Source organism: Myxococcales bacterium, from assembly GCA_016699535.1.
GTDB lineage: Bacteria > Myxococcota_A > Polyangia > Polyangiales.
The window spans coordinates 218,067-230,043 of record CP064980.1; the positions used below are offsets into that span (position 1 = coordinate 218,067).

The window sequence follows — 11,977 nt, forward strand, 5'->3', positions numbered from 1 at the left end:
AGTATTCATTGGAAGCGTAGCTTTATTTAAGACAGATGCGAAGAGGTCACGGCTACGCGTCGTCGACCGTAATCTCATATTTCTTCATGAGTTTGCGGAAATATTTACGATCGATACCAGCTTCGCGCGCAGCATGAGAGATATTGTTATCGTTTTGTTTAAGAAGCTGCGCAATAAAGTCTTTTTCAAAAGCAGAGACCCATTGCTCTTTGGCTTCTTTAAAATTACCGCTCAGCGCAGCCAAATCCGCGCTGTCGATAAGCTGCTGATCGTCGTCGTCGCTTCCGGCAGTTGTTGACCGAATTTGACTCTTGATTCGGCGTTCGGGCTTTGCAACGTGATCTGGAAGGTCTTGAACTTCCAGAGAATCGCTCTCTGAAAAACTTACGGCACGCTCTACGATATTGAGTAACTCGCGAATGTTGCCAGGCCAGGCATAGCCATGCAAACACTCCAAGGTCTCCGGGGAAAAAGCAGTTACCTTGTGTGTACCGTCTGCATTGCGATTGAAATGACAGGTATCAAGGAAGTGATGCACCAAGGCCTCGATATCTTCGAGACGATCCCGCAAAGGCGGAAGCGAAATACGCACTACACTCAGGCGATAGAACAAGTCTTCCCGAAAGCGACCCGCACGAACTTCTTCTTCCAGGTCTCGGTTGGTGGCAGCTACCACACGCACGTCAACTTTGATGGGACGAGAACCACCAACACGCTTTACTTCGCGCTGCTCAAGCACACGCAAAAGCTTCGGCTGCAAATCACTAGCAAGCTCACCCAACTCATCCAAAAAGACGGTGCCGCCATTCGCGAGTTCAAACACGCCTTGACGCGTCGAGACAGCTCCAGTGAATGAGCCTTTTTCATGACCAAAGAGCTCACTTTCAATCAAGTTTTCTGGCACAGCGCCACAGTCAAAAACAATGAAAGGCCCTTCTCGGCGAGGCGATTGTTGATGCACGGTGCGTGCCACGACTTCTTTACCGGTACCGGTCTCACCTTCGATTACAACGGTTGCATCGGTCGGGGCGATTTTCTCTAAGATGGCGTAGATTTCACGCAGTTTTGCGTTTTTACCAATCATGTCGCCAAACCGGTCTTTATCCGATGGCACGATTTCAACTTGTTCATCAACCGGCGCAAAGTGCACATCGGTTTTCCCCACACGGATCGTGCAATTGGGCCTTAGAAAAGCTTCGCGAATACGCACACGATTAATAAAGGTGCCGTTCGTGGAGTTAAGATCCTGCAAAATGTAATGATTGCCTTCGCGGAAAATCTTGCAGTGATTACGGCTGACGGTCTCATCATCGACCACAACGTCGTTGTCATCCATGGCCCCAACATTAATCACGTCGCGATCAAAGACGTGCTGTTTTGCTTCTCCATCTTGAACGACAACAAGCTTACAACGACGAAGTGTGATGGTTGTGGGCCTGCCACCAACGTAGGTAATTTTAGTGGGTGAAAAATTCTCCGCACTGGTATCCGGTAGCGATGTACTCATGGCAACGTTAATGGTATCTGCTTGCCCGGGTGGGGTCAAATGTCATCACCACAAAAGGTGTAATTTCACGAAATTACTACATAAATTCTCTGTTGAATTTCAACAGAAATTTTAAAAAACCGACTAAAATTATAACGAAAATAGTCGGTCAGTGATGATGCTTATCACTTTGGCCAGGCTTGATCTCGGCATCACGTAAATCGATGGCCTTGAGTAGCTTTTCATTAACCTGGACAGTGCTGCTCTTCCTCAAACGAGCAAGCAAGGACTCAATCGCTTGCTGTCGTTTTTGGCTAAACATTAGTCCTTGAATCTTGGCTTTGGCCTGAGCAAAGCTTTGCTTTTCAGCGGGGCGCAAACCAGTCAGCTTGACGATGCTCCAGTCTTCACCCACCTGCACCGGCTTAGCGTAAAGCTCGCCGAGTTCCGCAACGGCAAAGGCAGCTTTTCGTAAGGCGGGATCGACTTGTGGATTCTGTGAACTTTTGTCTTCGTCTTTGGGAAAATAAAGCAAGTCTCCACCACGCATACGCGTTTGCATATCGATGCTGTGCTGTTGCGCCAGTTCTCGGAAAGCCCGGACGTCTCCTTTTTGGGCCTCCCTTAAAAGAGCCAAGGCCTTCGTTTTGTCGGCGACCAACATATGACTCGCGCGGCGGTACTCTGCTTTTGAAAAATCGGCGATGTGGCTTGTATAAAAGGACTTGAGTTCAGCTTCAGGAAAAGCAGATGCCCGCAAGGGTTTATCTATTTTATCGAGGAGCAGCTCCCGCACTAAAAATTCTTTTTCTTTTTGAATGACTTCTTCATGAGTCGAGTATTTTTTTGATGTGGCGTATTTCTCCATAAGGGCCAAACGCAAGCGCTCGTCGAAAAGCTCTTTACGATGCTCTGGCGCGCTATAATAGTCACGCAAGGCAGGCGATTGGCTATTAATGAAGTCTTCAAGCTCGCCCACGCTAAGCGATTGTCCACCCTCAATATGGAATAGGAGTTCAGCGCGTCGCGTGAGCTCAGCTGTATCAGCTTGTTGACTATGCGCAAGCTGCGCAAAGACACTGAGAAATACCAGGCTACAACAAAGAAAAGTGGTGATGACAAAAAGACGGCTTAGCATGGTTCGTACTCCAAATAGCTACGCTCTTAGCTCATGACATCACGAAAGGTCACGAGGACCAAAAGCCCAAGCAGAAAAAGCAAGCCCACCGTGTGTACCACAGCTTCGATGCGAGCATCAGGTCTACGTTTGGCAATCATTTCATACATCAAAAAGCTCAACCGTCCACCGTCAAGCGCTGGCAAGGGCAATAGGTTGAACATGCCCAAGGCGACAGAAAGCACGATGAGCATCCAAGCATATTCGATGGGGCCACGTTTTGCCGATTCGGCAACCATTTTTCCCATACGCACTGGACCAGCCAGGCCTTCCAGTGTCTTTTTCTTAAACAGCTCGGCCAAGCCGAGGGCATTTAGTACCGTTACTTCATAAGGGAAGGCCAAGGCCATCGTGGCGGCTTTATCCCAGCCATAAGCTCGATAGTGCTTGGTAAATGTCACCCCTATCACCCCACGTTCTTCTTCAAGGCGTGGAGTAATCATCATCGGCGGCATGCGCTTGCCATCACGCTCCACGACATAAGACGTCGCTTTGCCAGCACGCACGGAAGTGATGCGAATCAAATCCCCAAAATTGTGCACAACCTCGCCATTGGCTTCGACGATGACGTCTCCTCTGTGCACGCCTGCGATAGCAGCCGGGGTGGTGTGATCGACAGGTTTGACCACCGGTCGAGTCAAATGCTCGGGCCAGCCCACGAGCGCAAGCGTGAAGGTAAGAGCAGCCGCGAGCAGATAGTTGGCAAAAGGTCCGGCAAAAATCGTAGCAATTCTCGCAAAAAGCCCCTGATTAGGAAAAAGACCTGGATCGTCGGAATCCACTTCTTCGTGAGGATTCATTCCGGCAATTTGCACATAGGCCAAAAATGGAATAGCGCAGAGTTGAAACACCGTTGGACTGTCTTTGGGCTGGTACCTGAATACCGTGGGGCCAATCCCTATGCTAAAGCGAATGACCCGCATACCGCAGGCCCTAGCCACTAGATAATGACCGCCTTCATGGACAATTACCAATACCGAAATTCCAGCAATCGCCAGAAGAATGAGCCCTGGATTCATTCTGAATTCTTACCCCATTTTCACTAAAAAATCATGCGCATCGCACTGTGTCAGTTTAATCCCACGATTGGCAAGCTCCAAGAGAATCGAAAACGTATTCTCGATTTCTCCCTACAAGCACAAAAAAAGGGCGCTGTTGTGGTGTTTTTTCCCGAACTTGCCCTCAGCGGCTACCCGCCGCGGGATCTTCTCGAAAGGGCTGCATTTCTTAGAGAGCATCAAGCTCAGCTCGAAAAGTTAGCGGCCGAGCTGCCAAAAGACCTCTATGTCATCCTTGGCTGCTTCATCTTGCCGGAGCAGTCGGCTTCCCGGCGCCCCTACAACAGCGCGGCGGTTCTTCACGCTGGTGTTATCGAAAACTTAGTGCACAAACAACTTCTACCAACCTACGACGTGTTTGATGAGCATCGCTACTTTGAAGCAGCCTCGGAGCAATCGTGCATTAGCATTTTAGGAAAACGTTTTGCGATCACGCTATGTGAAGATGCATGGAACGACGTTCGCTCGGAGAGTTCTGGGCATTATTCAAGCAATCCGCTAGCCACTTTGGTGGAACAAAAACCTGATGTGTTGATCAATCTATCGGCTTCGCCTTTCACACTTAAAAAGCCTCAAGAACGCGGCGCGATGTTTTCGACGATTGCGAAAAAATATGCCTTGCCCTTGGTGATGGTCAATCAAGTGGGCGGCAACGATGACCTTATATTTGATGGGCACTCCGCACTGTACGGGCCGCGAGGAGAACTTTGCCTGACCGCTACTGGGTTCAAAGAAGAGCTACTCGTTGGGGACTTGGATCAACTAAGTGAGGTGACCAAGCCCGATTGCAGCGAAGACGGAATGGTGCTTGATGCGCTTATTCTTGGCATCACCGATTACGCACGCAAATGTGGATTCAAACAAGCAGTGCTTGGCCTATCAGGAGGCGTTGATAGCGCTCTTTGTGCAGCTTTGGCCGCAAAGGCACTTGGTCCTAAAAACGTACTCGGCGTTGGCATGTCAACACGCTTTACATCGAAGCAAAGCGTTGAAGATGCCATGGCGCTTGCAAGCAATCTTGGCATCGAATGGAAGCACCTCAATATTGATCCTGTCTTTGAATGCTATCGCGGGATGTTAAAGCCCGTCCTTGAAGAAGATTCTCAGGCGACCGGTGATACAACTTTTGAGAATCTGCAGTCGCGCATTCGCGGCGCATCGCTCATGGCCATCTCAAACCGCTATGGGCACTTGTTGCTCAGCACAGGAAACAAAAGCGAACTCGCTGTCGGATACTGCACGCTGTACGGCGATATGGCGGGTGGGCTGGCAGTCATCAGTGATTTACCGAAAGCCATGGTCTACCGCATTTGTCGAAAACTCAACGAACGCGAAGGTCGAGATGTCATTCCGGAACGCGTGTTGCTCAAAGAACCTTCAGCTGAACTGCGGCCGGATCAGAAAGACAGTGATTCACTGCCACCCTACGAAGTACTCGATCCTATTTTAGAGATGTTTGTCGAGAATGGACTCTCTGCGGATGAAATCGTTGCCAAGGGTTTCGATGCCGTCACCGTAAAACGTATTGTGTCCATGGTAAGGCTCAACGAGTACAAGCGCAGGCAAATGCCCCCAGGGCTCATCGTCACCACAAAAGCCTTCGGACCCGGTCGTCGCTACCCTATCGCACAGGGTTACGATGCTTAAGCAAAGCTAACTCAAAGCCAAAGCTTCTTGAGTGCTACTGCAATCAATCCCTTTGCTGAGCTATAGCCAGTTCAATGGAAACGACGCAAGGACTTCACGTCGAGAAGGTCGCGCCGTTTCACTTTTGTATTAGTGTTAGCTTAAAGAAAGTCCTGAGCCACTGAGGCGCCGGGCTTTGCTCTAATGCCAAGGCGCCATGACGCAGGACTATCCCTTGATAATTCAAGGAATGGCAACGCAAATAGCAGCGCAAAGAACAAGCCGAATAACTCAGGACTTCCTCAAACGAACACTAGTTGCAATAAAATGAGTAGAAGCCGTTAAGCGCAATTGCGCAGAGTTCATCATTGCCGTCGGCCACCGATTCGTCGCAGCCTGGCCTGATATCGGGGTTGGTGATGCTTTGACAACAGGTCTCTGGGGCAGAGCAGTCGCCGGTGGTAGAAATCGTTGTTCCACCACTATCAACTGCAGGAGTACCAGCGTCAGTGTTGTTATCATCAGGGCAAAGGTTCTCGCACTCAGCAGGCGGAGCCGTGAAAACGGTATCGCAATCGGCAGCACTGATCGCACTCATGCAAGAATCAACTTGGCTCTGACTTGGGTTGCAGCTTGAATCTCCTCCGTTATCGCTGTCAGAGTTGCTTATGCACTCGTCCACGCAATCACTTTTGGTGGTACCGAAAAGCAAATCGCATTCGCTCCGTTTTGAGCAAATCGAGTTGCAGTATTCGCTGATATTTGCTGCCGAAGAACTATCGCTGCTGCAGCCAAGCAAAGCGATTAAGGATAGGGCCAATCCCCAATAGTTAAACATGCTTCCTCCAAAATTTGGTTTGTAAAATGAGAAACTACCGATCATACAGCTAAACCGCAACCACCGGGGCCGCCTGGATGCGTCTTTGCAGTTTTCGCAACGCATCATCAGTCGATATTTCCACAGTACCACCGCAAAAAACATCAATAACACGTCGGGTTTTGGAAGAAACAGTTACTTTTTGCCAGTTGTGGCTTTATGGGCTCGCAGATGAGCACGCAAGCGTTTGGCGTAGCCTTCTTTGTTTTGCTGTTTGGCGCGGCCGATGGCAAGCGCGTCTTGCGGCACATCCATGGTTACCGTGGTACCTGTGCCAACATATGCGTCTTTACCAATCGTGATGGGCGCTATGAGTTGTGAATCACTGCCGATGAACGCACCATCTTCTATAATGGTTTGATGTTTCGAGAAGCCATCGTAGTTGCAGCAAATAGTGCCAGCCCCGATATTGACGCCTTCGCCTACTGTGCAGTCACCGATGTAGCTTAGATGATTGGCTTTGGATGCACGACCGAGAATGCTCTTCTTCATCTCTACAAAATTGCCAATACGCGCTTCTGGGCCAAGCTCGCTCTGTGGACGAAGATGAGAAAAAGGTCCGGCTTGGGCGTTTTGCATAAGCACGCTGGCGGAAGCTACCGTATACGGTTTGAGATGCACCCCTTGTGCAATGCTTACATCTTCAAGCACACAACCGGCATCAATAACACTACCCTGCCCAATTTTTGTTTTGCCCTTTAAGACAACGCCAGGACCAAGCGTAACGTCTTCTGCAATTGCACATCGTTTTCAATGTAACAATTCTCTGGATCGATAAAGCTTACCCCATTTAGTGCATGGGCCATATTGATGCGTTTACGTTTTTCCTGCTCACACTGAGCAAGATCCCAACGGGTGTTGACCCCATGAAGATCTGCGATCGGCCACATCACATCGCGCACGCCTTTATCTTGAGCCGCCAGCTTTACGATATCGGTTAACAGTAACTCACCTTGAGCATTGTTGCTTTTAATGTTTGCAAGTGCACCGCTAAAAAACGAAGCAGACGCAAAATAAATTCAGGGTTAATCTCATTGATGGTCGCTTCTTCTGGATTGCAATCACGCTCTTCGCGAACCTCAACAATCGATCCTGCTTTGGAGCGTATCATGCGTCCATAACCAAAGGGCTCGGTGCTAAGGGTGCTTAACAAACTAAGAGAGAACTTACTGCTTTCATCTTCAAGCAGCGCAGCAACTGCTCCGGGCTCAACGAGAGGCATGTCACCGTAGAGCACGACAACAGAGCTGTTTTTGTCGGTGATCGCACCAAGACCACACTGCACCGCATGGCCTGTGCCTTTTTGCTCTTTCTGAATGGCAATCTCAATGCGACCTGGGAAAGCGTCGTTGAGAAAACGAACAACGTCCTCGGCGCCATGACCCACTACGACAACGACACCTTGCGCCCCGTTATCGAGCAAGGCTTTGATGGGATAGTAGAGGATCGGTTTGCCTGCAATTTGATGCAACACTTTAGGCAAATCGCTTTTCATGCGCGTGCCTTTGCCTGCTGCCAACACGATTCCCCAAAATTGATGGTTCATACCTTTCCCTTAATTCTCAAACTTTCAGCAACGCTTCGCCTAATTTAGCCAAACCGGCTAAATCATGCACGTCCTCCTCCATTAATGGAACACGCACCAGCAGAGTTCCTTTAGGCATGGCATGTTTTTTTTCCGAGCTCAATAAAGCTTCGTCGATTTGTGCGCGATGCACTTCGTCATCGTAGGCTTCTTGTAGTTTTCCCTGCAGCACATTGATACCCGCGTGATTCTTTTCCAATTCTCGATACGCAGACTGGAGCTCATCGCTATCATAGGGCGCCGGTGGAAGTTGCACGCGGTTAAATACAGTGGCTTCAGGATGCAGCCCTCGCTCGGTAAGCCTTCGCTGCACTTCTCTTAGCTCAAAGAGAGCCGGTGGGCTTGTGCTTGTTACTGTTAGATATCCAAAATCAGAACGTTGTAGCATGCCCTTGACCATCATCGCTCGATGACGAAATCCTCCAAAAAGAGAATTAAAGTCGAGCAAAAACTCGCCAATCTCCTGCATGAATTTCGCTCCTGTAATTTTAGACAGGGCCGCTAGGAGCACCGCCGCTCCTTTACTAAGCAAACCGAGAGATAGACGACCACTGGTGCTAAGCGCTTGCACCATCCAGCGCGTAGCTTGCGAGTCAATGGCTTCGACAACCCTATCCGGCGCATCAAAGAAACCAAACACGTCAGATGCCGGAGGCGTATCAACAATGACTAAGTCATAGTCTTCCTCTTCAAGCACGGCATGAAGCTTTTCCATGGCCATGTATTCATGTGTGCCAGCAAGCGAGGTCGAGATGTAGCGATAGAGGCGATTGTTTAAAATGCGATCAAGATTCTTTGGATCTTTGGTGTGCCGTTTGAGAAGGTCATCAAACGTTTTTTTCTTATCAAGGACCAAAGCATAGAGCTGGCCAGAACATTCCAGCCCCTGCTCTTGAAAAAATTGCGATGAAATTAATTGGCCTTCGTTTGGGAGGGCATCAAGACCCAGACTGTTTGCCAAGCGCTTGGCAGGATCGATTGTAAGACAGAGCACTTTCTTCCCACTCATGGCTGAAATCACCGCAAGCGCCGCAGAAGTGGAAGTCTTTCCAACACCACCCGCGCCAAGCACGATGATGGTTTTTTTTGAATGAATGAGGTCTTCTACAGTCAGCGGCACGCCATACCAAGCTATCAAGTAATTAAGTCTTTGGCACCCTGCTCGAGCAAGCGCTCCGCAAGCTCAGTGCCCATGCGTCGCGCTTCGTTGTAGCGCTGCTCTTGGGTGGCGACAAGGATGTCTTCTTGGGTAAAGGAAGAAAGAGTGCGATCTCCGTCCGAAGAGGCAACCATGGCTTCGATTTTGAGCTGCTGCCCGTTTGACATCGATCGCGCTAAACCCGCGACCGGGACATGACAGTCAACACCAAGCCCCTTGGCCAAAGCTCGCTCTGCTTCGATTTCAAGCCGTGCTGTTGAATTCTCCAAGCATGAAAGTATTTCAGTCGTTCCCGTGTCATCTGTGCGGCCTTGCAAGGCAAGCGCTCCCTGCCCTATGGCTGGTAAGGATAAATCAAAAGGCAAAACACGAATGCGTTTGTCTTGAATACCAAGCCGGCGCAGGCCTGCTAAGGCAAGTACTATCGCGCTCACTTCCCCGCTATCAAGCTTACGAATGCGCGTGTCGATATTGCCGCGCAAAGGAACAAAAGCAAGATCCGGCCGCTTAGCTCGAAGTTGAACCGTGCGACGTGGAGAGCTCGTGCCAATGCTGCTGCCTGCCGTAAGCGCATCAAACTCTTCGCCTTCAAAACTTACAATCGCATCGGAGGGATCCTCACGAGGCGGAATGCACACGATATCAAGACCGTCGGCAATCTCGGCGGGCAAGTCTTTCATTGAATGTACTGCAAAATCTGCTTCCCCTCGCAGCACCGCTTGCTCAAGTTCACTGACAAACAAAGCTTTGCCGCCAATTTGCCACAGAGGCTTATCTTGTTCTTTATCGCCTCGTGTTACGATGGGAAATTCTTCAACCTCAAGCCCAGCATGGTGGAGTTGCAGTTGTTTGATAACCCATCGCGTCTGGGCAAGTGCAAGCTTACTGGTGCGTGTTGCCACCCGGAGTTTCATTTGCTTTCCTTTTCAGTTCTATCCAATGCAAACAGACGTCTTACTAAAGCTAATATTTGTTGTGAACCACTTTGTTTTGTGGCTTCTTTTAAACCGGTAAGAGGTTGGTGCAATACCTTGTTTACCATGCTTTCAGCGAAACGATGGATATCTTTTTCATCAGGCTTTACAACCAAGTCTAAGCTTTGGACAAAGCGCATCAATTCTTTTTCAATGGTCTGTTGTGTTTGCTCGCGCAAGGCAACAATAGTGGGCGTAAGTTCAAGAGAGTTTCGCCATTGCTCAAAACCTTCGACATATTCATCAAGCATGGCCTCTGCAGCGTGTGCTTCCTTTCGTCTGCTTTTAAGGTTGTCCTCGGAGACCTGCTTGAGATCGTCTAAATCATAGACATAAATACCATCAAGGCGCCCTACCTCGGTCTCAACGTTTCTCGGGACAGCAATGTCAATAAAGAAAAGCGGCCGATGCTTTCTCGCTTTTTGAACTGGCTTCATCTGATCCACTGTCACAATGGCTTGTTGAGCTGCCGTCGAAGTAATTACAACGTCAGCTTCACTCAACTGCTCTGTCATCTGATCAAAGGAAACAAAATGGCCACCAATGGCTTTCGCTAGATTCTGACCGCGTTCGGGGCTTCGGTTCATGACCCAAAGGTCGGCTCCCTCAGCCATGAGTTTCTTGGCTGCCTGCTCACTCATTTTTCCTGCGCCAAGCAAAAGCACACGTCTTGCCGCTAGATCTCCAAAAATCTTTGCGGCTAAATCACAAGCAACGGAACTTACGCTTACGGCTCCGCTTGCTATTTGAGTATCCGCACGCACCTTTTTTGCCACTGATAGTGCCGTCTCAAAACATCGACCCAAGACCGTGCTTAGAGCTCCGTGCTGCTGGCCCTGCAACATAGCCTGCTTGACCTGGCCCAATATCTGAGGCTCTCCCACAACCATCGAATCCAAGCTGGCTGTGACACGAAACACATGGCGAACCCCTTGCCGACCCAGATGTTTGTAAAGGTAAGGCTCCAAGGGCTCATCGCTTCGATCGCTTAGAAGTTGCTGAACGCTCGCTACAACCTGCTCGCTTTGCTCGGATGCCCCATAGATTTCCACTCGGTTACACGTGGAAATCAGCGTTGCCTCGCTCATACCAGGAATACGCAGAAGCTCACCAAGCACTTCTTGTTCATTACTCATCCCGCGGCTGAGTTTTTCGCGAACGCGAAGTGGCGCACTGTGGTGGGATAAGCCCACAACAAAAATCTCCATCATTGAAGCAGTCCCGGGGCTTGGATGGTGTAGCTCGCAAGAGCGATCATCGAAAAAACAAAGCCTACGATGGTTCCCCAAGCGGTGCGTCGTCCACGCCAGCCTGCAAGACCACGAAGCAGGAGCATCCCAAAAAAAACGAACCAAGCCAGAATGGCGAACACCTGACCTTTTCCGAAATCGAACAACACGTGATTGATGCGGTAATTCCAGAGTGCGCCCGTGAAAATACCCAAGGTAAGCAAAGGAAAGCCTAAGGTCACCAGCCATGAATCCAAGCTTTCAAGGACTTGCAGATCTGGAAGCCACTTGAACATCACGCCTAAACGTTTGGTGCGCAGCAAATACTCTTGAATCAAATAGGCCACCGAAACGCTGAATGCCAGAACAAATGCCGCTACACCAATAACACTAATCGCGACATGGAAGGTTCGTAGTGCTGCGCTCAATGCAACGTGTCGCGATCCTTCTGTGCGCACCAGTTGCGCTACAACAAAGAGGGTCAACACAAGCGGTGTGACAATCAACCCTAGTCCTCGCAGGTCTTTTTTCTTTGCAGTGCCCGCAAGATAGGCCAGGCCAATCACCCACGACCCAAACATCATCGCACCGCGAGCATCGAGCGCCATATAACCGAGATCTTTTAGATCGAGGAAAAAGGCTACCGTGTGCAAAGCAAGCGTTATTGTAAGTAGGGTTCGCGCGTGCGCGGCAGCCGGCTCAAAACCGCGCAAGAATGCTGCCAAATAAAGAAGCATGATCGCGCAATAAAGCGAGAGAATAACAATGGATAGAAAATAGATGCCCATAAATAGCGTATGGCTTGT

12 protein-coding genes are annotated in these 11,977 nt (G+C 49.6%); 1 reads left to right on the forward strand and 11 read right to left on the reverse strand.

The features are described 5' to 3' along the window. Positions 1-52 precede the first annotated feature (52 nt). The 3 genes from IPJ88_01145 to IPJ88_01155 all read right to left on the reverse strand — a co-directional run bounded on the left by IPJ88_01145 (position 53) and on the right by IPJ88_01155 (position 3,682). Positions 53-1,507: a sigma 54-interacting transcriptional regulator gene (locus tag IPJ88_01145; protein QQR90383.1), complete on the reverse strand. Its 1,455-nt coding sequence runs from the start codon at positions 1,505-1,507 to the stop codon at positions 53-55. A 148-nt stretch (positions 1,508-1,655) separates the two neighbouring features. Next, positions 1,656-2,624 (reverse strand): peptidyl-prolyl cis-trans isomerase, encoded by a 969-nt coding sequence (locus tag IPJ88_01150; GenBank protein ID QQR90384.1) that lies wholly within the window; start codon positions 2,622-2,624, stop codon positions 1,656-1,658. A 26-nt stretch (positions 2,625-2,650) separates the two neighbouring features. Then, entirely contained in the window at positions 2,651-3,682 is a 1,032-nt protein-coding gene (locus tag IPJ88_01155; GenBank protein ID QQR90385.1) for a site-2 protease family protein, read from the reverse strand. Positions 3,683-3,715: 33 nt separating this feature from the next. Between IPJ88_01155 and IPJ88_01160 the strand changes: the two genes are divergently transcribed. Beyond that, on the forward strand, positions 3,716-5,368 hold the full coding sequence (locus tag IPJ88_01160) for an NAD+ synthase (protein ID QQR90386.1): 1,653 nt from the start codon (positions 3,716-3,718) through the stop codon (positions 5,366-5,368). Between the two features lie 292 nt (positions 5,369-5,660). Here IPJ88_01160 and IPJ88_01165 read toward each other — a convergent pair whose 3' ends face one another. The 8 genes from IPJ88_01165 to ccsA form a co-directional block, all read right to left on the reverse strand. Continuing rightward, on the reverse strand, positions 5,661-6,185 hold the full coding sequence (locus tag IPJ88_01165) for a hypothetical protein (GenBank protein QQR90387.1): 525 nt from the start codon (positions 6,183-6,185) through the stop codon (positions 5,661-5,663). Between the two features lie 174 nt (positions 6,186-6,359). Then, the gene (locus tag IPJ88_01170) at positions 6,360-6,875 is read right to left on the reverse strand and encodes a hypothetical protein (protein ID QQR90388.1); all 516 of its coding nucleotides are present in this window, start codon (positions 6,873-6,875) and stop codon (positions 6,360-6,362) included. A gap of 47 nt (positions 6,876-6,922) precedes the next feature. Then, on the reverse strand, positions 6,923-7,117 hold the full coding sequence (locus IPJ88_01175) for a hypothetical protein (GenBank protein ID QQR90389.1): 195 nt from the start codon (positions 7,115-7,117) through the stop codon (positions 6,923-6,925). A 44-nt stretch (positions 7,118-7,161) separates the two neighbouring features. Beyond that, the gene (locus tag IPJ88_01180) at positions 7,162-7,770 is read right to left on the reverse strand and encodes an NTP transferase domain-containing protein (GenBank protein ID QQR90390.1); all 609 of its coding nucleotides are present in this window, start codon (positions 7,768-7,770) and stop codon (positions 7,162-7,164) included. A 16-nt stretch (positions 7,771-7,786) separates the two neighbouring features. Further along, the gene (locus IPJ88_01185; GenBank protein QQR90391.1) at positions 7,787-8,947 is read right to left on the reverse strand and encodes an ArsA family ATPase; all 1,161 of its coding nucleotides are present in this window, start codon (positions 8,945-8,947) and stop codon (positions 7,787-7,789) included. Next, on the reverse strand, positions 8,944-9,882 hold the full coding sequence (gene hemC, locus IPJ88_01190) for a hydroxymethylbilane synthase (GenBank protein QQR90392.1): 939 nt from the start codon (positions 9,880-9,882) through the stop codon (positions 8,944-8,946). The genes IPJ88_01185 and hemC overlap by 4 nt, the downstream gene beginning before the upstream one ends. Further along, the gene (locus tag IPJ88_01195; GenBank protein ID QQR90393.1) at positions 9,879-11,153 is read right to left on the reverse strand and encodes a glutamyl-tRNA reductase; all 1,275 of its coding nucleotides are present in this window, start codon (positions 11,151-11,153) and stop codon (positions 9,879-9,881) included. Before IPJ88_01195 ends, hemC begins: the two co-directional genes overlap by 4 nt. Further along, positions 11,150-11,959: a cytochrome c biogenesis protein CcsA gene (gene ccsA / locus IPJ88_01200; GenBank protein ID QQR90394.1), complete on the reverse strand. Its 810-nt coding sequence runs from the start codon at positions 11,957-11,959 to the stop codon at positions 11,150-11,152. The genes IPJ88_01195 and ccsA overlap by 4 nt, the downstream gene beginning before the upstream one ends. Between the last annotated feature and the right edge of the window lie 18 nt (positions 11,960-11,977).